The sequence below is a fragment of the Acanthopleuribacter pedis genome (genome assembly GCF_017377855.1).
GTDB lineage: Bacteria > Acidobacteriota > Holophagae > Acanthopleuribacterales > Acanthopleuribacteraceae > Acanthopleuribacter > Acanthopleuribacter pedis.
In genome coordinates this window covers 238781-265109 of the sequence record NZ_JAFREP010000003.1, presented here as the reverse complement: position 1 = coordinate 265109, position 26329 = coordinate 238781, and the positions used below count along the sequence as shown (strand labels likewise).

The window sequence follows — 26329 nt, the reverse complement described above, 5'->3', positions numbered from 1 at the left end:
CTATACCTCCACAACCAACACCACGACATCGTCGTCGGGATTGCCGTACTGGAGGTTGGCCAGCTCAGTCAGCAAATCCGCGGCTTCTTGGGCGTTGTGAAACCTGGGCACCTGTTCGACCATGGCCAACAAAGGCTCGCCCAACTCGGACCACACAGTGCCGGACTCGGTCCGCTCCATCAAGCCGTCGCTGTAAAGAATGAAGCGATCACCGCTCTGGACGTCCAGAGACGCGGCACCAAAATTGACTTCCTGAAAGGCGCCGAGAATATCACCGTCCAATTCGATCAAACGCGGCGCCCCCGCAACCGGCTGATAAACCACCGGGGGATGACCCATGCCGACCACCGAGACCTGTTGCGATGCACGATTCACGACCAAGTAGGAGGCGGTGAGGTATTTGCCGGAGGGCAAGATTTCCAACAACACGTGGTTCACCATACCCATACTTTCCGTGGGTTTGTAGATCGCGCTGCAGTTCTGTTTCAGGAGCGCTTTTAGCGCGGAAGTCAAAAAGCTGGTCGCCAAATCATGGCCGCTCACATCCGACAAAAAGTACCCGAAGATGCGGTCACCAATGGAAAACACATCGTAGAAATCGCCGCCGGCCTCTTGCAAAGAACGGTAGACGACCCCAAAGCGGGCGTGGGGAAGATCCTCGGGAAGGGTGAGCAACTCACTTTGCGCCTTCTGGATTTCCTTGAGCTTTTCAGCCTGCACGGTGAGCAACGCCCGCGTGGCGATACTGAGGCGAATGTGTAGGCGAACTCGGGCCTTTACTTCCTCCAAGTGGAACGGCTTGGTGATGTAATCCACGGCCCCGGCGTCGAGGCCGCTGACCTTGGTTTCCACATGATCCTCACCGGAAATAAACACCACGGGGATGTGGGCGGTGCGGTGGTCGCTCTTGAGACGTTGTAGGGTTTCGAAACCGTTTTCCCCGGGCATGACGATATCGAGCAACACCAAATCCGGCTGCTCCGCCAGCGCCAAGGCCCGTCCATCCATGCCGTTGGCGGCCGTCAAAATACGATAGCCCTCCCGGCTCAGAGCCCGCTCCAAAATACGGATATTCAGGCGCGTATCGTCAACGATGAGAATGGTGTAGGTGTTGTCGTGAACGTTTTTGGTAGGGATCATGGAACTAACTCAGATACAGCATCTTCCAATTGGGCTCGGGTGAACGGCTTGTTGAGGTAACGGGTCACCCCCGCTTGTTCGGCGGCCTCGCGATCTTCCATATCGTTTTGGGTGGTCACCATGACAATCGGCATGGCCGCGCCGTGATCCTCGCGCAAAATGCGGGTCATTTCGATACCGGACATTTCCGGCATGTTGAGATCGACAAAAATCAGTTGCGGGGTCAAACCGGCATAAGCGTCAATGGCATCCTGGGGCCGGGTAAAGGTGTGCACCTCATGGCCGCACTCAAACAGCAACTTGCGGTAGATGCGGCAGATAAGCTGGGAATCGTCGATGGCAAAAATCCGAGCACCGGCAACCTCTTGTTCCCCGCGCGGTTTAAGCTTTTCGAGAAAGGCCGCGCCACCTTGCGAACCGAGGTACTTTTGCCATGCCGCCACCACCTCGGGATGGGCTTTGGTGGCCAAGTAAGACAGCGCAAAGCGTTCGAAAAGCGGGTGATCGATAAGGCGCAGAAACAAAGCACCGCACTCCTGATCAATGACGGCACTCATCACAAAAAAAGCCGTTTTATCACGCGCATCCAAAATGTTCCGTACCCCTTCGACAAGGCGGTCGTCGAGATGGCGGTTAATCGCTTTAAGCGCGGCAAACCGCACCGATTCATCGCTGTCTTCCAAGCCGGCCGCGAGCGCAAAGGGTTCGCGCTGGAACGGCAACATCGCAAAGGCCTCGTAGGCGGCAAAACGCACGTTGGCGTTTTCGGGGGCATGAAACAATAAATTGCGAATCGGTCCCATCGCCTCGGGATCGCCGATCTCGCCCATGAGGTTCAAACTGTGAATTTGGGCGTCGGTATGGTCATCCTGTAGGTTGCGCACCAGCAGCGGCAGGACGGGCGACCCCAGGTCGCGCAAGCGGTCTTTGGCAGGAACCCGTAAAGCGGCGAAGCGGGATTGGAGCAGTTGGTTGAGCAATGCAGGATCGCCCCCGTTGAGCGCCTCCGCCACACTTTTCTTCAGCGTTCGATCCAAGCGACGGTCCAGCCCCATGGCGCCAACCATCACTTCCAAGGCGGGAAAACCGCCCTGACGCCGCAAGGAGCGCAGGGCCGCCTCACGCAATACGGGTTGCGACGTCTCTAAAAAACCCGCCAAATGGCCGGCGGCGGCAGGGTCGGCAACGTCACCCAAGGTTTCGATAATCGCCAATTTGGCGCCTAAATCATCCGAGGCATCCAACAATTTCCCCAAGCGCTGCAAACGGGTTTCCCCCGCCCCACCTTTTAGGTAGGCAAGGGTAAGCAGTTTCTCCTCATGGCTTTGTAACTTCATGCCTTCCACCAGCGCCGCATCACTGCATACCAGCGCTTGCTCCAGCGCGATACCCGCGTGAAACGGGCCACTCAAGAGCGTGGGGTACTTGGCCACCAAAAAGGACAACAGCGGAAGAGAAAGTGATGCCGGGGCGGCCACCACTTGGTGAAGTGCCCATTGCTGGGTGCCCGGCGAACTGTCGCCGAATAACCCAAACAATCCTTTGGCCTTCATCAAGTCCTTATTTGCAAGCACGGTACTTAATTCGTCGAGGATGGGGTCTTGGGATGGGTTCATGGCTTTTATACCTTGCTCTGACCGGATCGGAGCCAAGGCCCCGAGGCCGTCTGTTTTTTGATCACGCGGGCGCGTTTTGATGGGTGGGTTCAACCGAAAGTGTGTGATTCGGGTGGATGCAATCGCGTAAGTATCGGCGCAGGACGCGCCGAGGACTGAAGCGAAATGTGTTGGTAAAAGCGGACCGGGGTCGCGCACGACGCGTACTTAAGAAAGTACGTCGCGCGTTTTTTACTGCACGTTGTCGTCCAGCAGGTTGCGCGAGTGCGCCGCCAAGAATCGCTCACTTTAGGTTTAGTCAGCTTATCGTGTTTTGTCAGGCGCTGCATGAATATTCCACCCGGTTTTTTGAATTTTCATCCTACCGGATCACTTCCGCGCGTAGTACACCCAATTTTGGAAAACCTTGCGCTCGAAACGCTCACCGTAACCTAGGAGGTTTTCGGTGGAACCGATAATAAGGTAACCCCCAAACACACAGCGCTCCGCAAGGCGATCAAACAAGCGCTTACGGTCTTCCGCACTAAAATACACCGCGACATTACGACAAAAAATGATATCGAACATGCCAAATTGGGTCAGACTCTCATGCAAGTTTGCTTGCCGAAAAGACACCATCTTGCGCAGCGATTCTTTCACCTCGTAGCCATCGTCGGTTTTGTTGAAATGCCGGTTAAGCCGGTCAAACGTCATTCCCCGTGACAGCTCAAACTTTGAATAGCGAGCCAAGTGCGCCCGATACAAACACTTCGTGGAAATATCCGTGCCTAAAATTTCAATTTGATAGTGATTCACCTCCCCCAGCAGTTCGCGACAAACCATGGCAATACTGTAGGCTTCTTGGCCATTTGATGCGGCGGCGCTCCATATACGAATCAAGGGCCGCGTTTGCCCGCGACGCTGATCGAACAGGGACGGTAAAAGTTTGTGGTAAAGCAATTCAAAGGGTGAATTGTCACGAAAAAAATACGATTCGTCGGTTGTCATCAAGTTAACGATTTCTTGCTCAACCATCCGTTCTTTTTTTGCTTTCCGGTAAAGGCTCTCATAGTTCTTCAATCGGTGTTCTTTTAACAACGGCTGTAACCGCGTCTCAAACAGATAACGTTTGCTTTCGTCCAGTACGATGCCGGTGAGTTCATAGATAAAGCGACAAAAAAGCGTAATTTCGTGGTCGTTGATTTTAATGCGCACGGGGCACCCCTTGTCCCGACACAAACGCTAATGGGAACCCGGCATGCTGACCGGCTCTGGGTGCACCGTTTTTGGCTCGCGAAACAGAACCTTGGCAAGCAGCCCGGGCCGGGGCGCCGGAGAGCCCGCTCAGCTGCCGAGGACGACCGCGGGTGGGCGCCGCGAAACGAGCCATATTCAGCCCCTCCATCTCATGAAAAAAACGCGGCACATCGCTTGGCCAGGGACGCAAGCCCCAAAACTTCGTCGGCCAAACCCAATTTGATCACCTCGCGGGGCATGCCGAACACAACACAGCTTTCTTCACTTTCGGCCCAAATCACCGCGCCACGCCTTTTGAGAAGTTGGGCGCCGCGGGCACCGTCCGAACCCATCCCCGTCATAATCAAAGCCAGCACTTTGCCCTCATACGCCCCGGCTATCGAACGGAACAGATAATCCACCGAGGGTTTGCAAAAGGATTCCGGCGGGTCGTCGGTAATACAAATCTTGGGCACCTCGCCTTTTTTTACGACGCACATTTGCTTTCCGCCGGGTGCTATATACACCGTACCGGCTTCAATCGGCAAACCATGTTGTGCCTCAATGACGTTAAGCAGAGATTTTTGGTTGAGGCTGTCCGCCAAAGCCTTGGTAAACATGGCGGGCATGTGCTGGACGATGAGAATCGGACGCGAATAGTCTTTGGGAAAAGCCTGGAGAAAGGTCGCCAAAGCCGCCGGCCCACCGGTCGAGATGCCAATCGCCACCAGCGCGATCTCGTTCCCCGAAGGCTGGGCGCGCTTCTCATGAACCCTCGGCATGGGTGTCGGCTTGGGTGCAGGGATCGGCTTGGCCACCTTGGCTCGCGTTGACCGAAAAACCGCGGGCGCGGGCCCCCCACTCAATAAATGGTTTACCTTGCGGGAAATTTCTTCACGCAAGAACCGCAGCATCGCCTCGCGATCATCTAGGTTCGGTTTGGCCACAAATTCAAAAGCGCCTTGTTCCAAGGCATCAATGGTTACCGCGGCGCCCGATTGGGTGTGACTGCTAATCATCAACACCTTTACATCGGGGTAACGACGGCGAATTTCGCTGAGCGTTTCCATGCCGCTCAGGCCCGGCATTTCCAAATCAAGGGTTACCAACTTGTGTTTTCCCAAAGCAAGCCGGTCCAGCGCGGCTTGCCCCCCGGAAACGCGGTCGACTTTTTCCAAACCAAGATTCTCGGTAAAAATGTCGTAGAGAAATTTGCGGTAGATCACCGAATCATCCACGATAAGGACGCCGATTTCACGCATGGCATCCCCCTGGAATGAGGCTTTTTAGATCGTGATGGTTCCTCTGTCGGCTCATGAATGTCATGGTTTCAAACCTTTCACCAAGGTGCGCGGCTGTTTACTGTGGCTCAATGTCGAGCAATCGCTCAATGTTAAGGACCGAAACAAGTTTCCCCGTCATTTTGTAGACCATGGACAAATAATCACCCAAAAGCGCCGTCAAGTTCGAGGGCGGCGCCTCAAATTGATCCACATTGGCCTGCAATATGTCTTGAATTTGGTGGACCGCCAAGCCCACATTTTCACCGTAGTACTCCACAATGATCACATTCCGCCGGCCTTGGCTGCTGTCGTCGGGGTCTAGGCCCAACTTATTTTGAAGATCAATGATGGTGACGATGTCGCCGCGCAAATTGACCACACCCAGCACGTATTCCGGCGCGTGGTAAACAGGTGTAACCTTTTGGCTTCTTAATATTTCTCGTACATTCAGCGCCTCAAGGCCACACAACAAGCCGGCCACTTTAAAAATCACCAATTCTTTGAGGCGCTCTTCGACGCCCTCGGCGCCCGGTTCACGAAAATTCGTACTCATCCCATCCTCCCAAATTGGTGGGTCCGTTTTATGCGCCGACCGCCCGACCGTTTTCAATAAAGTGGTGGGCCCGCTTGATGATCAACTCCCGATCAAGCTTAATCAGATAGTCGTCAATCCCTACCGTTTTCGAGTGGGCCACCGCTGTACTGGTCGCAATCGAAGTAATCGCGATAATCGGGAGATGGGAAAGTTTCGGATCTCTGCGAATCGCCTCGGCCAATTCAAATCCGTCCATATTGGGCATCTCAATATCGGTCAACACGATATCCACCGAATCACCGCGTTCTTGCAGTAGGTTCAAAGCCACCTGGCCGTCGGTCGCGGTGATGGTTTGATAACCGGCCTCGGTCACATAACGTTTGACCTGATCCATGAAGAACGGTGAATCTTCAACGATGAGGGCGGTTTTTTTGCTTTCCGCCTCCTTCAACGTGAAGTTCTTTTCATATTCATTCACCCATTCCGGGACTTGCGTCCGCACCAAACCATGTAAATCAACAATTAAGGTGATGCGGTCATTGATGACGGCCGACCCAAAAATCCCGATCTGTTTGTGGGTCACCGGATCGATCTCAACTTCTTGCTGCACAATGTCGATGATTTCATCCACCACCAACCCGACCTCGCGACCGGCGATGCGGAAAATAATGACGCGGAACTGATCGGTTTTGATACGCGGCTGACGATTCTCCGGCTCGGCAAGGGAGAACAAGGCCAGCGAGCGGCCGTGAATTTTCAGCGCGGTGCGCCCGCCCGTGTACTCGACATTGGCGACATCGGCGGTTTCGATGCGCTGCACCAATTCCATGGGGATCCCGTAGAGATCCTCGCCGCCGTAGGAAATCATCAAAAAGGTCTGTACATCGGTAGCCGCGGCATCGGCAACCGCATCGCGACGTTGTTCACGGCGGCTGGGAATCTCGCGCAGGTTCATGTGCGAACAAATCCCTTCCACATCCAGAATCATGGCGACGCTACCGGTACCCAGAATGGTCGCCCCCGCGTAAATCGGCACGTCCTTAAGATGGCGGCCCAAGGGTTTCACCACAATTTCAGCCGAATCCATCAAATGGTCGACGATCAACCCATAGCGAATCGCGTTGGCCGTCACCACGGCAATGTTATGGGCGCCCTCGGGATCGCTACGCCGGTCACGCTTGGAACGCGGTGTGGCGATGTCGTCGGGCGTTTCCGACGCACCCGATCCACGTCGATCCGCCAAGTTTTGACGGCGGTCCGAGCGAATTTCCCCGGTCTGGGGATGGATGAAGGTCCCGTCCAAACCCAGCACGTCCCGCATACGCACCAGCGGCAACAGCTCTTCGCGGAGGCGAATCACGGCTGATTCACCAATGCGTTCAATACGGTTTTTCACTTCACTTTGAGGAATGCGCACCAACTCCTGCAAATTCACCTGGGGAATACAGAATTGTTGCCCCTCAACAGAAACCAACAAACTGGGAATAATGGCCAGGGTCAAAGGTAATTTGATGCGGAAGGTCGTTCCCCGCCCGACCGCGCTGTCGATGTCAATGGTGCCGCCCAATTTACTGAGGTTGGTGTGGACCACGTCCATGCCGACCCCACGGCCCGAAACATCCGTCACTTGCGCCGCGGTGGAGAAACCCGGTGCAAAAATCAGTTTCACCGCTTCTTTATCACTCATGGCTTCCAGTTCCGCCATGGTGTGCAAGCCCATGCGAAGTGCTTTGTCGCGAATGGCGTCAGGCGGAATCCCGCCGCCGTCATCGGCGATTTCAATCACCACCAAACCGGCCTCGTGCAAGGCGCTGAGCCGCAAGGTTCCGGTTTCATCTTTACCGTGTTTGATCCGTTTTTCGGGCCCCTCGATACCATGGTCACAGGCGTTGCGGATCAAGTGGGTCATGGGATCGCCGATAGCTTCAATGATGGTTTTGTCTAACTCGACGTGTTCGCCTTCCACGGTGAGGCGTATTTTTTTGCCAAGGCTGCGCGAAAGGTCACGCACAATGCGGTGGAATTTGTTGAACACCACGCCGACCGCCTGCATCCGCGTCGACATGATCGCTTCCTGTAACTCCGAGGTAATGATGTTGACCTTCTGGGCGGTGCGGTCCACCAGCTCCCAATCGCGCGAGTTGGCGTTGAGCAACATTTCATTGCGGGTCAAAACCAGTTCACCGGCGAGGTTCATCAGGCGATCCAACAGCAAAACATTGACGCGAATGTAGGATTCAACTTTGCCCGAACGTTTAGGCTTGGGCGGTGCGGCATCGGCAGCAGGCTCCGGCACGGGCGTGCTTGCCGGCGCGGGTTTCTCGAGCTTGGCCGGGGCCGCCTGCTTCGGCGGCGTCGGCACGACGGAAGCAGCCGGGTTCGCGGGCGCCTCCACCGGGGCCGTCACCTGAGGCGTGGGCGCCGGTTCCGGCGCGGGTGCAGCAGGTGCGGGCGCCGCTTTTTTCTTCAAAACCGAATGAATGTTAAAGCCCAGGGCTTCTTCGCCCAGTTCAAACACACACTTTTCGCTAAGTTCGAGAAAATGGCTGATTAAGTCGTGTTCCATCACCGTGGCGAGCAGAACGTAAAAATGAAGCTTGGGATCACCTTCATCGGCCAGGGTCCCCACGCCTTCGACATCCAAGACGCTGTCAATGAAATAGGCGAGGTCTTGCAACTCGTTGATGATTTCCAGGGCGTTTTTATTTTGTTTCTCAATTTCGAACAGATCGTACTGGACCAAATAGACGTGGTCGCCGCCTTTGCTGTCCCGTACCGCCTTCTCGAAATCGCTGAAGGGCACCTGCATCAAAACGCGACCGTCATTGGTTTTAATGTCCACCGCGCGGTTGAGCTCTTCCTGGGCTTTTTCGTCCTCCCCGCCCGCGCAGACCTTGATGCTTTCGACCAGGTCGGTAATCTCCTGGTCGTTGGAGGTATCGGGATTGTTGATCATGCCACGCAGCACATCCGCCCCGTCGAGCAAGACACTGATCACCTTGGGTGTCGCCACCAGTTGACGCTTGCGCAGCAGATCCAACAGGTGTTCCATCACGTGCGACAACTCTTTTATTTTGTGGAGCCCGAAGAAGCCGGCCGCCCCTTTGATGGTGTGGATCGCGCGAAAAACATGGTTCACCAGCTCGGCATCGGTCGCGGCGCCTTGTTCTTCAATCGCCAACAAATCGGATTCAATGTCTTCCAAATGTTCCCGAGATTCCACCAGAAAAAGCTCGAGAATTTCGTCGTCCGCCCCTGACATGGAGCCTCCTCGTCAATCAATTCAGGGCTAAATCCATTTCACCCGTTACGCAACACCTGAAATTTCGAAATGCTTGTCCAAACGCATAATTTTCAACATTTTAAAAATGGGCTCACGGACCCCGATCAGCTTCAACTTCTGCCCACCCTGCTTCAAAGAATTTTGTGTGGAGATCAGGACACCAATCCCCGCGGAGTCGATCACTTTCACCTCATGAAAGTCCAAAGTCAGCAGTTTTTCGCCGCCTTCTACCAGTTGCACCAGCCTTGCCTTGAGTTCCTTAGAACCAGACGCCACCAAATCACTCTGGATTTTGACGGTTAATCCCTCGCCTTCGCGAATTTCTTCAAACATAGGGGCGCTCCTGACTTTGAAACGCGAGGCCCGCACAAATCGCCGCGATGAACGGGCGGAGGGCGGTACGAAGCCGTCGCGTTTTTTAAAATGGATTACGGAATGGGAACAGTTTCCTTCATTATCGGAAAAATCATCAAAGAATTAAATTATTGATGCCTCGAATCGCAACCTTCTGCCGAAGGCGATGCGTCCCCCTGGTTTTCCCGGCACCAAAAGAAAATCCCGACCCACCGGCATGCGTTGGCATACAAGCGGATCGGGACTTAGTGGATCTCTATCGGCTACCTCGCCCGCAATTCTCACAAGGTATCCTGCTACGAAGCAGAAAGCCATGCGATTACGAGGGGGCGGCCTTCCGCGGGGCGGCCTTCCGCGGGGCGGCCATCCGCGGGGCGGCCTTCCGCCTTACTCGGTCGAGCCGCCTTCGCCTCAGCTGCTACGCCGAATGGTCGGACCCCTGTGCCGTCTCTCGGTCGTAATCTTCGTACTCACAAGGCTTTCTGCTTCTCGCGACGAATCCTTGTGAGAATTGCGGGCTAGAACCGGGTTCGTCAAGAAGCTTCAAAAACGGCGCGCGTTGCGCGCGTCGGCCGCGCCTCATCCACGACGAACCAACATCGAGCGCGGTTTAGCGAAACCAGCTATCGCGGTTTTGAATCAGCGCGTCGTGGGCGCTGTCAAAGTAGTCGATTTGGTAACTATAGGTGTAGTTCATGAGGCAAACGACCGGGTCAAAGTCGTGTGAACAGCCGTAGTTGTGGCCGATTTCGTGACGCAAGGCGCTGGTCGTGCCGGATACGCCTTGATCCAAACACACCGAAAAACCTTTGCGCGGGTTGCTGCGGTAGACGTACGCAATACCACCGGCGTCAAAACGAGAATCAGCGCTAAAACCCATAATGAGGCCATTGGGCAAACTCGCCGCATCACGGGCCAAATCGGCCAGAATCGCCGAGGCGTTGTTGCCGTTGGAGGTCCAGGAGTAGTAGCCCTGAATCACCCAATTGATGCGGAAATCCCGCCAGTACGAATTGTCCGCCGTTTCAATGATTTGTTCCAACCGTTGCTGCCAATCACTGTGACGCGCACGGTATTCCTCATCGGCAACCACGTAAACATTCACGGTGACCGCCCGTTTCATACGCTCGTCATCGGCGGGGAACTTTTCATACTCGTCCACCTCATTGTAACCAATGAAATGTTCGCTATCGGCATCAAACCAAGGTTCGTCTTTTTGGAACTTGAGCGGTGGGTCGACAAAGATTTCGACATCATTGCCAAAGGGGTCAACGGTACGAAAGCTTCTTTTTGCTTGTTCGGAATCAACCGCATCCAACGGAATGTCAACGGGTTGACCAAAGGCAAGGGCAGGTAGAACAAAAAATAACAGGACCGATTTTTTGAGTGTCATGGGAATACGCTCCTCTGATTATGGGCGACATGAATCAATGCACCACATCGCCAATTGTAAATAATTAAACCTCGTTGGGTTTACATTTGTTTTACATTTGATGAAGTGTTTCGGCCATCGGAAAGAAACAATTTCTCCCGCTTTCCCGCCACCGGTGATCGCCGTCACCGACAACCACAATAGAAAGAAAATAACGCCCAACCCATCGGCAACCGACCACCCGAAACAACCAGCTAGCACGAAACAATGGTTAATTACGCAAATACAACCCACTACAAAACACACACCAAGCGGATGGGTTCTTCTTCTCGACCTACCTTTTCACCATCCCTTCACCCCATCACCCGGGCAAACTCGCTACAATCCAAGCAACGCGTTCTATCCACCCATCACCCTACCGACCAAATTGAATCCTGATTGAGGATTAACGAGGTACGCCGATGCCCCATCTCGCCGAGGAGGAGCAAAACCACATCCCGCGGGCCATGCGCCAACCGAGCTTCTACCCGCACCCAACCCAAGACCCCATTCGCATGGTGCAAACCCATATCTCACACGTTTTCTTGACCGGCCCTTTTGCCTACAAGGTAAAACGTCCCGTCAATTTTGGGTTTCTCAATTTCAGCACGCTTCAGGCAAGGCATCATTATTGCCTTTTGGAATTGAGCCGCAACCAAAGCTACGCCCCCGAACTTTACCTGGAGGTGGTACCGATCCGCTTCGGCGCGGCCGGCTTCTCGCTCACCGGCCACGGCAAGATTGTCGATTACGCGGTCAAAATGCACCAATTCGACGAGCGTTTCTTGTTCAGCCGGATGTTCCTCGGCAACCGGCTTGAGGCCCGGCATCTCGAGAAACTCGGTCGCCGCCTCGCCGCGGTTCACGCCGGCGCCGAATGGGATCCCGTCAAAGCGGAACGCTACGGCAGCGCGAGCGCGGTGCAAGCAGTTGTCGCCGACAACTACCAAACCGGTGAACGGTTCCTCGGCCGCCTCCACGACAAGCAGCACAACCACGCCGTCAAAACCTTCACGGATCACCTTTTTCATGAGCAACAGGACTTGTTTACAGGGCGCGTCCAAAACGGCATGGTGCGCTTGTGCCATGGCGACCTGCATCTCAACAATGTGTGTTGGTACAACGAGGACGCCCACCCGTTTGACTGCATTGAGTTTAACGACGCCTTCAGCATCATCGACGTCCTCTACGATTGCGCATTCATGGTAATGGATTTGGAAAACCGCAACCGCGGCGACCTCGCCTTCGCATTTTTCAATGCCTGGTTCGAATCGGTTTACGATATTGAAGGTCTGCAACTTTTGCCGTTTTACCTCAACCTACGCGCCTATGTCCGCGCCAAGGTCTACAGCCTGATGGCCGAGGACGAAACCCAAAGCGCCGATAGCCGCTCGGAAAAAGAAGGCAAAGCCGCGCATTTTTATGAACTCGCCTACCGCTACACCCAAGCGCGCCCACGCCGCGCCATCATTGTGTGTGGCCTGTCCGGTTCGGGCAAATCCACGGTCGCGGCTTGGCTGGCCGGCCAACTCACGGCCATCCATCTCCGCTCCGACGCGATCCGCAAACATCTGGCGGGCATCCCGACGACCCAGAAAGGCGACAGTTCCCTGTACAAGCCGGCTTTTAGTGAAAAAACGTACGCACGCCTTATCGAAGATGCGGGCCGTGTCCTCGACGCCGGATTCAGCGTGGTCCTCGACGCCAAATTTGATCGCCGCGATCAGCGTGACCAAGCACGCGCCGCCCTGCTTAAGCGCGGCGTGTCGGTGGACTTTATTCACTGCCGGGCACGGCTGGAAACTCTGGCACAACGCCTCACCGACCGCGTAGGCGACGTTTCCGACGCGGGCCCCGACCTGCTCGAAAGTCAAACCCAATCCTGGCAACCCTTTAGCGTCGAGGATCAGGTTTTAGAACTCAACACGGAACATCATTGGCGCGCCCGGTTAGGTGACCTCCTCGGTCGCAAGCCCTAGAAGGAAAGGCTGGTGCCCAGGATGTGGTTGTTGCGTGAGCCGCCGCGAATGTGTTCCCACATATAAAACGAGGAAATGCCGACGCGCCCCTTCGTGCGCCAGGTAATACCGACCGGAACCAATCGGTTTCGTTCGAAGCGTCCGTCATCCGGGCGATAAAACCACTCGGTGTCCGCGTAGAACTTGGCGACCGGACCCCGTTTAAAAGAACGGGTAAACCGCGGCCGGGAGCGAAAACGGTCATTATCCTCGCGGCCCTTACGGCTGAGGTATTCGTAACGGTTGCGGTGGCTGTAGCGCCACGCACCCGCCATTTTAAATTGAAGCGAGAACTCAACCTCGGGCCGGCGGACCAAGGCAAAACCCGAGTCGCCGGATTTCACTTGCATGAATTTTAAGCCTCCGCCGACCTGCAGCCAGGACAGGTTGGTTTGGTAGGAAACCGTCGGCCCGTAAAAATAACCGAAGACCCGGCTTCCATCGTTGCGCATGCGCTGGTCGTAATAAAAACCCAATTTAAGGCGATCTTTTTGGTAGAGCTTGGTGGTGGTAATCAACCAGGCATGGCCGTCGTCCGTCGCCCAAAGGGGCCAGGGCAAAAGGAGAAAACCGAGCCAAAGCAGCGAACGCTTTCCCTGAACCCATCGCCATGGTTTGAGCGCGCGCGATCCACCAGCCGCACCCGTGCATCCTCGTCTCGCCTTACCGGCATTTGCATTCATGACCATCGTTCCTTTTTCATTGAATTCCATCAGCATCGCGCTGGTAAAACAGCGCGCTCCAGCGCGCTCCAGCGCCTCACGCACGCTGTGCCCGCGTGAGGCGCTTTTCTCCCGGGAACCGCGAGGAAAACGCTGAATTCCCCAAGCAGCGCCAGGCCCCTCGGGCTGTTGCCGCGCATCGGCGGCGCCCCTAAACCGGAGCACGTTAAGCCCACCCAACTCTATCGAAATCAGAGATTTTTGCCATCAAAAAGATCGCCGGTCTCAGACGCAACAAACCCAACCCGACGACTTTCCAGGTCCAACCACCGGATAGCCGGTGTATGATAGAACCAAAGTTTGGACACCGCAAAAAAGGGCAAAAACCGCAATAATAAAGAACCATAAATACTTTTTATGTCGGCTTTTCAGAAAACATCGCTTTTCCCCAACCATGCGTCTGTCCAAATGGGCTTCATTGATGGTGACATCTGCTTCATGATGTTGTTTATCCACCGCATTTACTGTACGGCCTTTTCCCCATCGGCTTACTGCACCGCGAACCCGCAACAGCTTTCACCTCTGCAAATTACATTGACCGAGCAAGCTTCAAACGGTTCTCAAGGTAACGTACAACCCATCATTATCCGCGATCTTGGTTTTTGTTTCACAACACAGGCTGAACCGTTCGGATCCTCCGCCTTAACCGGGTGCGCCACACGCCACCAAGGCTGATTCGGCACGACCGCGGACCCATGGCCGGGTGTCACCCTTCCGTCTGATATGACTTTCCCACGGTATTCCTTCAATCAAAAAGGTGGTTCTTGTGATGTACCTGTTCCTCTTCTCAGTGCTTGGCTTTCTGGATCACGCCAATCCCGCACCGACCCATTCCGACACCTGGTTTCCCTATCAAAACCAACTGCCGGCAGGCAAACAGGGTGATCCCCTGCTCGAACGCTTTCCCACCCCCCTTGGCGATCAACGGGTCGAACTCAAAAAAATGACGGTTTGGGCGCCGGGCGCCATCCTCACAACCGTCCGCTTGCAAAAAACAACAACAGGACCCGTCCCCTCGCGAAGCTACTATCAGGGGACCACGGCCGGGGGTGACCGCTTGGTCTTGGCCCGCCACGCGCCGGGCGTTTACCGCGGTTTCCTGCGCGGTCCACGCCAGACCTGGGCGGTCACCTGGCGGGACAACCAGGTCGGTTACAAACCGGCCCACGCCAAGGCCTTTGATGCGAAACACCCGCTTGGTGTCGCCGGCATCGCCCAAAGAGCCCTCACGCAAAAAACGGCCGCCCACAAAAACGACGGTCCCGTCGTGGTTGATATGGCCTTCGAGGCGAACTCCCTGCTCGCCAACCGTTTCGAAGCCGATCCCGAGGCGCTGATTGCGACGATCACCGATTCCATTGCCGTCTTAAACGCCTTCTACGGCAACGATCTCAACGTCAGGGTCCGCATTTCCTACCTGGCGATTTTTGCCGAAAACGACCCCTGGGGCTTCAGCCTCGCCGATTTCCGCAACCACTGGCTCGATCCCGCCAACGGGAAAACCACGGTCCATCGTCATCTGGCGTTCCGTCTGTTCGGCCGCGGCAGTTCCGGCGCGGCCTACATCAACGGGGTCGACAACCCCAATTGGGGTTACGGCGATCTTTCCTTTGTCGGCGCCTTGGCCGCCGATCCCAGCGATCTCAGTGACATTACCTTGCTGGGTCACGAGTTGGGACACAGCCTCGGCGGCATCCATACCCACGATTTCTTCCCGCCCATTGATCTCTGTTCCAAGGTTACCGGAAACATCCCGGCTGACGGCGGCACCATCATGAGCTATTGCAACTTCCAAGTGGAAGGCAACTTACCAACCCGGTTCCATCCCCAAAACGCCGCCCTCATCACGGAGAACCTGGCGCAAAAAAGCGGCCTCACCACCTTAAACGGCCCCCTCACCATTCCCGACCCGATCTTCCAACAAGCACTGGTCTCGGCCTACGATACCAATGGCGACGGCGCAATCAGCCTGCTTGAGGCGGAAGCCGTGCGCGAACTCGACCTGCGCAACAGCGGCGTGCGCGACTTAACCGGGCTTCGCCACCTGGTCAACCTGACCAGCCTGGATGCGCGCCACAATGCGATCCAACACTTACCCGCTCAGATACCCGCCGGCTTGCAGGTTTTGAACCTGGCGAACAACCCCCTGAGCGCCGCGAATTGCGCGTTACTCGGCGCTTACGAACAGCACGGCTTCAGCGAATTAACCCTTTCCCCCATCGCACCCGGTGGTTTCCTTCCGTGCGACACCCGGTTCGTCAGCTTCCCGGACGCCGCCCTCGCCGCCGCGGTCACCGCGGCGGCCGACAGCAACAGCGACGGCCGGGTATCCCTCAAAGAAGCCCAGCGCTTAACCGTCCTCTCCGCCGTGGCGGCGGGCATTTCCGACTTAACCGGTATCGAGGCATTGGTCAACCTGCGCCGGCTCAATCTTAGCCAAAACACGATCAGCAGCCTGCCGACCCTGCCAAGCCAAATTACGGAACTCATCCTGGCCGAAAACCAACTCACCGAAATCGACGCGGTCACGGCGCTCACCCAAATCTCCATGCTGGATGTGACCGACAACCAACTAAGGGCGCTCCCCTTTTTCGAAAACCGTCCGTTTTTCTATACCCTGCTGGCGTCAAACAACCAGCTTGAAAGCCTGCCCGATCTGAACGGGGCGGCATTTCCCCTCGAAACCCTTGACGTTTCCAACAACCAAATTGGTGACATCACGGCGCTGCCCGAATTGTTGTTTCACCTCAATCTCTCCAACAACCAACTGCGCACCATACCGGTCATTCCCGCCATCAATTATCCCAACAGCCAGTTCATCGACATCAGCAACAACCCCTTTGAGAACAGCGTCGAGAACTGCACCCGCCTGGGCGAATTATTGGAACGCAACAAACGCGGCTTGGTTTTTGAGCCGGGCGGCGACGCGCTGGGTTGCACCAACCTGGATCTTTTGCCACCGTTGCGTGCCCATCTTCCTTGGGTTGTCAACAACCCACGCTTTCTCAGCGAGGTGAGCCTGACCCATCGCGGCGAGGAAGTGATCACGGTGTTCGTTCGCGCCGAGGACGCCAACGGCGCCCAGGTTGAACGCTTCACCCTCAGCCCGGGCCAACGCCTGAGCAACCTCCTGGAAATCGCCTTCCCCGGCTTTGACCGCGCCGCCCTCAGTTTGCACAGCTACAGCCCCGATGTGTTGCTGACCACCACCCTGACCAACCGGAGCGGTCCTTCGCAAGGCGCCCGAGCGAGCACCCAAGCCGACATCTACGAATCGCTGCCCAACAAATTGTTGTTCACCGGGCTCAGCGAACAGGCCGCGCTGGCGCTGAGCGCACCGGGCAACACGGGAACGGCCGCGGTGGAACTTCGTGTTTCGGACGCCTTCGGCCGGGTGCTCGGGGTGATCAACAGCGAACTGACCAACGGCGTGCCCAACGCGATCCCCTTATCCGAACTGGGCGCATCGGTCGCGGGCCAAAGCGGATTAACCGTGCTCGCCACCCTTGAAGAAGGCAAACGGCTGAGCGGCAACAGCTTCTTGTTTGAAGGTTGGGCCGAGACTGCAACGGCGCGCGGCCAAACCTACTACGGAAACCCCGGCATTTACGCCGTTCCGGTGGGCTCAGAACGCAACATGACCATCACCCTTCACAACCCGCTGCCGGCGCCCCTGCTGGTGTTGGCACGCATTTTCGATAACGACAACCCACGCGGTCTCTCAGCCCCGGTGCTTGTGCTGCCATTGGCGACCAGCACGGTTCGGCCAGGTGACCTTTATCCCGGAGAGGGCGACATCGGCCTCCAGTTTTTTGGAAACTCGGCCTTTTACACCACGGTCAAGCTGGAAGACGAAACGGGGTCGGGCGCCCCGTCACCGGCCTTCAGCGAATTATTTGTCGCTTTTGACCTGGGCAACAGCGCGGACTTCGTCCTAGCCGACGACACCACCCAAGCCACGCTTTACATCCACAGCGGCATTCGTCGCCCGATGGGTACGATCACCGTGCAATTGCGCGATACGGACGGCAGCGTTCTCGGCGAACAAGCGGTGCCCTACTTCAGCGCGGTAGCCCAAAACCTAGATCTAGGCGATCTGTTTCCGGGCCAAGATGTGGCGGGCAAAACGCTGCGGGTCGCCACCCCGGCCCCGGACCTGATCAGCGCCCTGCTGCGCCAAAGCAACGGGACGGGCCGCTCATCGCTAACCAGCAGCAACGGCCGCTAAACAGCCGCCTGCAACCAAAAACAAAAGCCCGGGGCCCACACCCCGGGTTTTTTGTTTGCATTGCCGAAAAGGCAAAGAAAATCCCCCTACAAAGGAAAACCTCGGGGATACACAAGTGGTCAGAAGTGTGGTGAATTTTACATTTTCACGCCTAACAAAAAAGTGCGTTTTACCTTGCCAAATCACAGCCGTTTCGCTTAAACCTCTACAAGTCAACCACTTACTCCTTCATCCTCATGAATGTTTCTTTGAGTAAACTCTCAAAGCCGTCACTTTGTAAAGGTTACTTAAAACATTCGTAAATTTTTATGGTTGACACGCTTTTTGGGCTTGGGTACATTGAGGACATTCAGCGAGGCACCTATATCGCTGGTCAATTTTTTGACATCCTATGCCGATTTCGGGCGAACCACTTTTTTCAGAGGGAAGTCGTGTTCACACAGAAATCGTGCCGGGAAAACACGTAGCAGAAAGCAGATGGTTTCCCATCCCGCGGTCCATGCCGCCGCCGTCCCGAGGGGGGCCGGCATTAGGTTGTAGTTTGTTCCCTGCAGCCGATTCATGGAATTGATCCAACTCATGGCTCTGAATTCATGTGTTTCATTCGCACTTGACGACCTCAGTCACGACGGCTTGAAACCGCCACACCTCATCGATTGGCGGTGATCCTCAAAACGTCTGGAGGCTTTCACGCACAGTTAGACCCCACCGTCACACGCTCTACGCCGCGCGGAGTTTTGCAGCGCCCCCTACCCAAAAAAACCAAAATCTGTTCGTCGCCACGGGCTGTTGCGAGATGTCGCAACAGGCTATTGCGAGATATGCCACCGGCCTCATCGCAAACAACCGTGCCCTTTCGACGCGACCACACTCTGAGTGGGTTTCACCGGCCACGTCGTCACGTGGTTGGTTCACCAAACGCCGCCGTCCCGACCGCGGTCGTGTGAGCCCCCCTGCTCGGATCCCACATCTCAACCATCTCCCATCTGGGCTCTCCCCTTTGGGGTCAGGCAAGTGACCGCCGTCCATTTGCCTGACTGCAAAAGGTTTGCAGTCAGCTCGGGCCTTTCCCTCTGAAACGGTGAATCCCGTTGACCGATCCCTATCGGCAGCTTGACTCACCGTGAAAGGCCCACCCTTGGTTTCAGAAAATTCATCCCGTGATGGTGCTTCGAACGTCTGTTTCAGCCCCACGGAGATCCATTGTCCACTCTTGGAGGAGATAATTATGTTGCGTTATGTAACTCAATTGACGCTGATTTCACTGTTCGCCATCGCGAGCATCGGGTTCCTTTCCGCGGGAACCATTGACGCCCGAATTTGGGAAAAGTTCGAAGACCTCGCTGTCAATAAGGACGTTCGCGTCGACACCACCCCTGGTGTTCGCGTGGTCGTACAATTGAAAAACAACGCCGTGCGCACCGCCGGCGACCAATCACCGGAAGATCTGGCACAACAGTGCGAAGGCGCACAAAACGATTTCATGGACGCCTTGCGCGGTGCCGGCCTTTCCAAAATGAACAAAGACGGAAAACAAGACCGTTTTGAAGTCGCCGTCATGTTGGAATACCAATATGCGGTTGCCGGTTACGCTTTGGACGAAGAAGCGGTAAAAGAACTGGCCCAATTGCCCCAAGTAGAAGCAGTACAACTCGACGTTCTCAACAAATTGTTTACGGTTGAAGGCCGTCAAATTACCGGTTCCACCCAAGCCGCGAGCAGCGGTTACACCGGTGCCGGCGTCGGCGTTGCCGTCGTTGACAGCAACTACGACCTCTTGCACCCCGAATTGGGCGGCAGCACCAACTTGCCCAACAGCGTCGTAAAAGGCGGCTACAACTTCTCATCCAACAACAACTCCATCCACTCTCGTAACCAACAAGACTGCTACCACGGCACCGGCGTTGCCTCCATCGTTCGTCGCTATGCGCCTCAGTCCGACCTCTACACCTTGGTTGTATTCCCCAACGCTTACGACTCCAACATCGCGGCAGCCATCAACTGGGCCGTTACCAACCGCAACGGCACCGGCGGCGGCGCCCCCATCAAAGTTGTGACCATGTCCTTGGGCGGCGGTCGCTACAACGGTTCTTGCAACAGCGGCGTGATCCACACGGCCGCCGGCAACGCGCTCAGCAACGGCATCATCGTTCTGGCCGCTTCCGGTAACGACGGCTGGGTTGGTTCTACCGCTTCTCCTTCTTGCTCTTCCAACATCATCTCTGTCGGTTCTGTTTGGGATGCCAACAACGCCGGTTACTCTCCTTTCCCTCCCGCTTACTGCTCCGACAACAACCGTCGTGTTGACGAGCGCACCTGCTACACCAACACTTCTTCCGTACTCGACATCTACGCCCCTTCCGAGCAAGTCATGTGCGCCCGCTGCGGCGGCGGCACCAACGCTCTGGGCGGTACTTCTTCAGCTTGTCCCGCGGCGGCCGGTATGGTTGCTCAGTTGTTGGACGCCAACTCTAGTTACGCGGGTAACAAAGCGGCTGTTTTGAACGTTTTCCAAAGCACCGGTGCCAACGTTGCCGGCGACAGCGGCAAAAAACGTATCAACATCCTGGCGGCCATTGGCGGCGGCGGCACCACCGGTGGTGACGGCGGCGACGGCGGCGACGGCGGCGACGGTTCCACCGGCTGCAGCGGCGATGCCTACGCCGGTAGCCTGAGCGGTGGTAACGACTCTGACGTACAACCCAACGGCACCTACTACCAAGCTACCCGTAGCGGCACCCACCGCGGTACCCTGAGCGGTCCTTCCGGCACCGACTTCGACCTGTACCTCTACAAGTGGAACGGCAGCTGGCAGCAAGTTGCGTCTTCGACCTCCAGCAACTCCAACGAGACCATCTCCTACAACGGCACTTCCGGCTATTACTACTGGCGCGTTAGCTCCTACTCCGGCAGCGGTAGCTACGACCTCTGCTTGGACACCCCTTAATCACCCGGCCTTGACCCTCGGGTCTTAGGTTCACTTCGCGAAACGCGGGTTCTTCGGAGCCCGCGTTTTTCCGTTCCATCCCCGAGGATCCCGCATTTCGCGTTGAATTAGGAAGGATCGCGAAGTACCTCGCGCTCTTCCACTTGGCGTGCCGCTTCCATTTCGCCACGTTTCGGCAGGGTCACGCTAAAGGTGGTCCCGCGGCCGAGTTGCGAGGTGACGCGGATGTCGCCGCCACAACCCTTAATGATTTGGTGGGAGGTAAACAAACCCAAACCCGTTGCGGCACCGACTTCGCCGGTGGTGTAGAAGGCATCAAACAATTTACGCTGTGCCACAGGTGAAATACCCACCCCGTTGTCGGTCACGGTAATCACGGTCCGCGTGGGCTGATCGACCGCCTTTACCACCACACGACCCGCACCGTGCCCTGCTTTTTTGATCGCCTCACCGGCGTTGCTCAGGAGGTGGCCGAATACGTGTTCGAAGGCCTCGGCTTGACCGTCCAAATACAAACCGGCGTCAATCTCCAAAACAAAAGTGGTTTCCGGGAACAGTGAGGCCACACCGCGCCGCGCACCAGAAACACAATCCAAGAGGTTGACCCCGGTTGCAGCGCCGTCGTCAAGCTGGGTCAAACGAAGGAGGTCGCCGACAATCTTGCCAATCCGTTTCGAGCCTACCCGAATCAGTGAAACCTGCTCGTCCAAACGGGCAAAACGCTGCTGGAAGGCGTCAACAAAGTCAGGATCCGGCTCATCACCAAGGAGCGTAAGCAGGAAGTCGTGGAAGTCACCGAATTCATCCAGCAAACTTTCACTGCCACCGGCAATGAAGTTGTTGGGGTTGTTGATTTCGTGGGCGATCCCGGCGGTCATGATGCCCAGGGATGCCAGCTTCTCCTGACGCACGATGATTTCCTGGTTGCGCACAATCTCTTCTTTTTGTTTTTCAATCTCATTCAACAAACGCGCACGGGTCAGGGCGGCGGTAGCGTGCTCCCTAAAACGGGCCAATCGCTGTACGGCAACCTCCCCAAAGGCAAGAGTTTGTCGCACGTTGGAGAACACCAGAAAACCTTCAACCTTGGCTTCAATCTTGAGCGCCAGAACCACCAGTGATTGCGATGCACGCGTCAGTTCGAGGTTCATCAGAGGCGCGGCGGTCTGAACATCGTCCAAGCGGTAAATGCCGTCGCCGACTTCTTGACCGCTTTGAACATACCGCTGAACCAACTGCTCCCAACTAAGCTGAACCTGGCTCAAGGCCTCGGCCTCGGCAGATTCGTGGCCGACCAGTGCAGCGAACCGGAAAACACCACCGTCACGCACCATGAGCGCGGCACGGTCGGCGGCCTCAAACAATTGCAAGCCGTGGTACAACAAGGCCTCAAAGATTTCATCGAGACGCGCCAAGCCGTTTAAGGTCCTCAGGATACGGTAAACATGTTGCAGTTCGCGGTGTTGCAGCTCCACCTCTCGGGTCCGCTCGGCCAGCTGTTTCGTGCGCCGCTTGACCTTGTCCTCCAAATTGCGGTGCAGATCGAGCAAATGATGCTGGGAACGGATCCGGGTCAACAACTCTTCCTTCGCAACGGGTTTGGGCAAGAAATCGTTGCCGCCGTATTGGAAGGCGGCCACCAAATCGGCAAGCCCGGTTTTGGCGGTGAGGAAAATGATGGGCAGGTCTTGGAGCGCGTACCGCTCCCGCACCCGGCTCGCAACCTCGTAGCCGGTCAGGCCGGGCATCATGATATCGAGCAAGATCAAATCCACATCGGTCCCCGCGTCCGTGTCGAGAAGCGCCAAGGCCTCTTGACCATGGGTCACGGTGGTTACCCGGTAACCCTGTCCTTCCAAATGGTTGCGCAAGACGTGCCGGTTAATGGGTTCGTCGTCAACCACCAGCACGTGCAGCGAATCCTCGAGCTCGACCACCTCGGGCGCTGCCAAGGTGGTTTCAAGCGCGGCCCCGACCACGGGTTCCATCAAGACAGGTACCGCGTGGGCGCCGATTTGACGGGCACGGTCCACTTCATCAGCCACGGGAAGGCTAAAAGAAAAGACCGAACCCACACCCGGCTCGGAGGAAATGCGCAGTTCGCCACCGTGTTCCCCAACCAAGGCTTTGGTAATACTGAGCCCGAGGCCGGTGCCGCCGCGGGCACGGGACGCGGAGCCGTCACCTTGCTCGAAGCTGTTGAAGATGCCGGCCAATTTCTCCGAAGCGATACCGATACCGGTGTCCCTAACGGCAACGGTAACCTGTTGCGGGCCCATCTCGGCCTCAATGGTAATCGAACCCTGATCGGTGAATTTAACCGCGTTGCCCACCAAGTTGTGGATGATTTGTTGGAGCCGGTTCTCATCCGCTGCTACGAGCGGACAATCGGCAGGGATCCGGTTGGTCAGGGTCACGGGCGTGCCCTGCAACCGCGGCAGGGTTAAGGCGACCACCAAGTCGGCGGCGGCGCGGAGGTCGACGGCTTTCATGTCGAGCGCCAGTTTTTGGTGCCGCAGTTGGGAAAAATCAAGCAAATCGTTCACCAAATGGGCTAAACGGCGACCTTCATTAATAAGGATACCCAGGCTGTTGTTCATTCTCGAAGCGGAGGTGCTGCCGGACCCGTCGGCGAGGGATTCGGCCATGCCGATAATGCCTTGTAAGGGCGTGCGCAACTCGTGGGAGGTGTTGGCAAGAAATTCGTCTTTTAGTTTGTCGAGCTGGCCGAGGCGCGCGGCAACCTTCTGGGCTTCCTCCGCGAGGGCCCGGTCCTTTTCCGCATTGAGACGCGCCTGGTGTGCCAATTCTTTTTCCTGCTGAGCAATCTGCCGTTGCCCTTCTAACTTACCGCGTTGTTGCCATAAATAGACGGCGATCAGCAACAGCACAATGAACACATAACCGGTTTTAGCCCACCAAGTTAGCCACAGCGGCGGCAGCACGGTAAGGTCTAACCCGCTGATGTGGGGACTCCATTGGCCATCCTCGTTACTCGCCTGGACCTCGAACCGATAGCTGCCCGCGTCGAGATTACTGAAGGCGGCTTGGGCATTTTTGGCGGAAGTCTCAAACCAGGCGTCGTCAAACCCTTCCAAGCGATAGCGATAGCGAATTTTGTCAGGGCGATTAAAATGAACGGCGTTGAAATCAAAGGCGATCATGCGTTGTTCGTGGCTAAGGGTTAACCGCTCCGTCGCCAAGGGAACCCGACCCAAGGGCGCCTGCAGCACCACCGGCTGTGGCAACCCCTCACGCCTGGCCAATGACTTGGCCGCCACACGAATGTCGTGCAAAAACACCTTGGGCTGTGCACCGGAGAGAGGGATCGTTTGCGATCGAAAGCGCAGGAAGGTGTTGCCGCTAAAGGCATAAAAGGTGCCGTCCGCCGCGGCGACGGCGCCCTGCTCGGCGACGCCGGACATGGCGATGCCGTCCTCGCGGTCAAAAACCCGCACGGTTTCCCAACGCGTATCAAACAGCGTGACGTTTCCCGCCCCGGTCAGCCACAGACGGCCGTCACCGTCCTGCAGAATGTTGCTAAAGGAATCGACGGTTAAGCCGTTGGCAAAGTCCCAGGTGGTGACGTTGCCGGAAACCGGCTCGATGCGGCTCAGGCTGACGCCGACGCCGACGATCCAGACCCGGCCTTGGGAATCGATGTGAATATCAAGTACATCGTTGGCGCGCAGGTGTCCACCGTCGGTGCGTTCCTTGTGCCAATGATCCCAATCCCCGGTGGAAGGTTGGTAGCGATACAACCCGCCACCGATGGTACCCATCCACAAGCTCCCATCGGCCGCACGACGCATTCGGGACATTTTCAGGCCGGCAACCTTTTGTGCTGTCTCAGAATCGCGGATCTGTTTTGCGGTCCCTTCTGCTAAGTCAAGGTAATACAAGCCACCATGATAACCTCCAACCCACAAGCCGGAGGTACCCTCGGCAACCATATGGCCGATGCTCGGTGACACGGACGTTGCAACCGACGCACCGGGCGCGAAATGGGTATCGGTCCCGGTGTTCAGGTCGATAATTTGCAACCCACCACGCCAGAAGCCCACCCCCATTTTATTGCCGGGCAGCGCCACCAAAGTTTTGATTTGTTTGGTGACCAACGGGGGCAATCCCGTCACCTTGTCATAGGGCAAAAAATGATGGGTTTCGGGGTCGGCAATAAAAATCCCCGCCGCCCGATTACCAATCCACAGACGGCCCTGATCGTCCACGGCGGAGGCGTTCACCCCGGAATTGGCGATAAAATCTTTGCCGATCAAAGCATTTTCGAAGGGCTTTTGGTGGGGATCGGCCCAACTCACGCCGGCCCCGGAGCTGCCGACCCAAACACCGCCCTCGACATCCAAGGTCAGCGACATCAAAGCCTGAGATGCCAAGCTGAACGGGTTGTCGGGATCGGCGGCATACACCTGCATCTCGCCGGTACTTTGGTCGCGAAACATCAGACCACGGGCAAGGTCGGCAATCCACAGGTTTCCATAACGATCTAGCTCGAGCTTGTAGGGTTTGACAGCCGGAATCGCATGCTCACCGGCCGACAGATGGGTGACGGCCATGGTTTCGGGGTCGAGTTGAAACAGGCCAAACCCATTGGTCCCGATCCACAGCAGACCGTCGGGGCGCTCGAAAAAACTGAGAATGACCTGGGGAATAACGGGTTCCCCTTCCTCACCATGGCGGGGAATACGATGTGTCTCCCCTGTTTCGGGATGCCACCTTAACAAGCCGTCATCAAAAGTTCCGATGTTGAGGAACCCGCGCGAGTCCTCAAAAACGGTATAGACGGGGGTGGGATTCTTGACGCCGGGAAATAACGCCGCCAAATTGATGCGTTCAAAGGTTTCAGTGATGGGATCGAACCGGTCGAGGCCGCCGCGGTAGGAACAAACCCATACGCGACCGTCCCGACTCAGTGCCAAGTTGTAAAGATCGTCATGGGACAAGCTGTCGTCGCGCCCCGGGTCGTGTCGAAAAGAACGAAACTGTTGGGTTGTGTAATCCATGCGGTGCAAACCACCGCCGCGGGTGGCAAGCCACAAGTCACCACCGGGGTCTTGGGCGATTTTGCGAACCCAACTCTTGAACAAGGCGTTGGGATTCTGGGGATTGCCCCGAAAAACAGTGATGTTGGTACCGTCATAAAGGCTCAGCCCATCCTCGGAAGCCATCCAAATTAGGCCGTTGTTGTCGCAGAAAATATCGAAGACCTGGGTACCCGCGAAGCCGTGGTCAAGCGGGTAGTTTTTGAAGCGTAAATGGGTGGGCGGCAAGGCCGCAAAAAGACTCAAACAGGGCAAAAGAACCCCTAACGCGAAAAAAGAACGCGAAAAGACACGCATGGATGCTCCGGGTTGTGAAGAATAAGCTGAGGCGGCGAGGGTTCTAGGAGGAAATAGGGTCGAAGCGAGCATTAAAAAATCGCACGGCCAAAAGGTACGTGCCGAGGGCCCCGTCACAAAAGGATCTCACCCCGCGCAAATCATAAAAAATACGAAAATTAACCACCCTGTTCACACTGCACCACACAGCAGAACCCACACAACCGAGTTAATAACTCAT

13 protein-coding genes are annotated in these 26329 nt (G+C 56.3%); 3 read left to right on the top strand and 10 right to left on the bottom strand.

All coding sequences use genetic code 11. From position 1 onward, the window contains the following. The 8 genes from J3U88_RS04430 to J3U88_RS04395 form a co-directional block, all read right to left on the bottom strand. Nucleotides 1–1140 (bottom strand): SpoIIE family protein phosphatase, encoded by a 1140-nt coding sequence (locus J3U88_RS04430; RefSeq protein ID WP_207857091.1) that lies wholly within the window; start codon nt 1138–1140, stop codon nt 1–3. Then, nucleotides 1137–2756, bottom strand: a complete 1620-nt coding sequence (locus tag J3U88_RS04425; protein ID WP_207857089.1) for a response regulator — start codon at nt 2754–2756, stop codon at nt 1137–1139. The genes J3U88_RS04430 and J3U88_RS04425 overlap by 4 nt, the downstream gene beginning before the upstream one ends. 369 nt (nt 2757–3125) lie before the next feature. Beyond that, nucleotides 3126–3950 carry a CheR family methyltransferase gene (locus J3U88_RS04420; protein WP_207857087.1) on the bottom strand — a complete coding sequence of 275 codons (825 nt, stop codon included), beginning with the start codon at nt 3948–3950 and terminating at the stop codon, nt 3126–3128. A 191-nt stretch (nt 3951–4141) separates the two neighbouring features. Then, on the bottom strand, nt 4142–5233 hold the full coding sequence (cheB, locus tag J3U88_RS04415; protein WP_207857084.1) for a chemotaxis-specific protein-glutamate methyltransferase CheB: 1092 nt from the start codon (nt 5231–5233) through the stop codon (nt 4142–4144). 97 nt (nt 5234–5330) lie between these two features. Next, entirely contained in the window at nt 5331–5807 is a 477-nt protein-coding gene (locus tag J3U88_RS04410; RefSeq protein ID WP_207857082.1) for a chemotaxis protein CheW, read from the bottom strand. 28 nt (nt 5808–5835) lie between these two features. Then, entirely contained in the window at nt 5836–9051 is a 3216-nt protein-coding gene (locus J3U88_RS04405; protein WP_207857080.1) for a hybrid sensor histidine kinase/response regulator, read from the bottom strand. A 45-nt stretch (nt 9052–9096) separates the two neighbouring features. Next, nucleotides 9097–9405, bottom strand: a complete 309-nt coding sequence (locus tag J3U88_RS04400; protein ID WP_207857079.1) for an STAS domain-containing protein — start codon at nt 9403–9405, stop codon at nt 9097–9099. 631 nt (nt 9406–10036) lie between these two features. Continuing rightward, nucleotides 10037–10819: a M12 family metallo-peptidase gene (locus tag J3U88_RS04395; RefSeq protein ID WP_207857077.1), complete on the bottom strand. Its 783-nt coding sequence runs from the start codon at nt 10817–10819 to the stop codon at nt 10037–10039. A gap of 440 nt (nt 10820–11259) precedes the next feature. Here J3U88_RS04395 and J3U88_RS04390 point away from each other — a divergent pair, with 440 nt between their 5' ends. After that, nucleotides 11260–12816, top strand: a complete 1557-nt coding sequence (locus J3U88_RS04390; protein WP_207857075.1) for a bifunctional aminoglycoside phosphotransferase/ATP-binding protein — start codon at nt 11260–11262, stop codon at nt 12814–12816. Here J3U88_RS04390 and J3U88_RS04385 read toward each other — a convergent pair. Beyond that, nucleotides 12813–13415, bottom strand: a complete 603-nt coding sequence (locus tag J3U88_RS04385) for a DUF2490 domain-containing protein (RefSeq protein WP_207857074.1) — start codon at nt 13413–13415, stop codon at nt 12813–12815. The genes J3U88_RS04390 and J3U88_RS04385 overlap by 4 nt on opposite strands. 928 nt (nt 13416–14343) lie before the next feature. Here J3U88_RS04385 and J3U88_RS04380 point away from each other — a divergent pair. Together J3U88_RS04380 and J3U88_RS04375 are read left to right on the top strand one after the other, a co-directional pair. Continuing rightward, nucleotides 14344–17805: a reprolysin-like metallopeptidase gene (locus tag J3U88_RS04380; protein WP_207857073.1), complete on the top strand. Its 3462-nt coding sequence runs from the start codon at nt 14344–14346 to the stop codon at nt 17803–17805. A gap of 1228 nt (nt 17806–19033) precedes the next feature. Next, entirely contained in the window at nt 19034–20752 is a 1719-nt protein-coding gene (locus J3U88_RS04375; RefSeq protein ID WP_207857072.1) for a S8 family peptidase, read from the top strand. 107 nt (nt 20753–20859) lie between these two features. Here J3U88_RS04375 and J3U88_RS04370 read toward each other — a convergent pair whose 3' ends face one another. After that, the gene (locus tag J3U88_RS04370) at nt 20860–26109 is read right to left on the bottom strand and encodes an ATP-binding protein (RefSeq protein WP_207857071.1); all 5250 of its coding nucleotides are present in this window, start codon (nt 26107–26109) and stop codon (nt 20860–20862) included. Between the last annotated feature and the right edge of the window lie 220 nt (nt 26110–26329).

What these genes read in the sequence shown, in the direction of transcription:
- J3U88_RS04425 (WP_207857089.1), bottom strand. Translation starts at nt 2,756, where the DNA reads ATGAACCCATCCCAAGACCCCATCCTCGACGAATTAAGTACCGTGCTT.
- J3U88_RS04410 (WP_207857082.1), bottom strand. Translation starts at nt 5,807, where the DNA reads ATGAGTACGAATTTTCGTGAACCGGGCGCCGAGGGCGTCGAAGAGCGC.
- J3U88_RS04430 (WP_207857091.1), bottom strand. Translation starts at nt 1,140, where the DNA reads ATGATCCCTACCAAAAACGTTCACGACAACACCTACACCATTCTCATC.
- J3U88_RS04395 (WP_207857077.1), bottom strand. Translation starts at nt 10,819, where the DNA reads ATGACACTCAAAAAATCGGTCCTGTTATTTTTTGTTCTACCTGCCCTT.
- J3U88_RS04405 (WP_207857080.1), bottom strand. Translation starts at nt 9,051, where the DNA reads ATGTCAGGGGCGGACGACGAAATTCTCGAGCTTTTTCTGGTGGAATCT.
- cheB (WP_207857084.1), bottom strand. Translation starts at nt 5,233, where the DNA reads ATGCGTGAAATCGGCGTCCTTATCGTGGATGATTCGGTGATCTACCGC.
- J3U88_RS04370 (WP_207857071.1), bottom strand. Translation starts at nt 26,109, where the DNA reads ATGCGTGTCTTTTCGCGTTCTTTTTTCGCGTTAGGGGTTCTTTTGCCC.
- J3U88_RS04400 (WP_207857079.1), bottom strand. Translation starts at nt 9,405, where the DNA reads ATGTTTGAAGAAATTCGCGAAGGCGAGGGATTAACCGTCAAAATCCAG.
- J3U88_RS04375 (WP_207857072.1), top strand. Translation starts at nt 19,034, where the DNA reads ATGTTGCGTTATGTAACTCAATTGACGCTGATTTCACTGTTCGCCATC.
- J3U88_RS04390 (WP_207857075.1), top strand. Translation starts at nt 11,260, where the DNA reads ATGCCCCATCTCGCCGAGGAGGAGCAAAACCACATCCCGCGGGCCATG.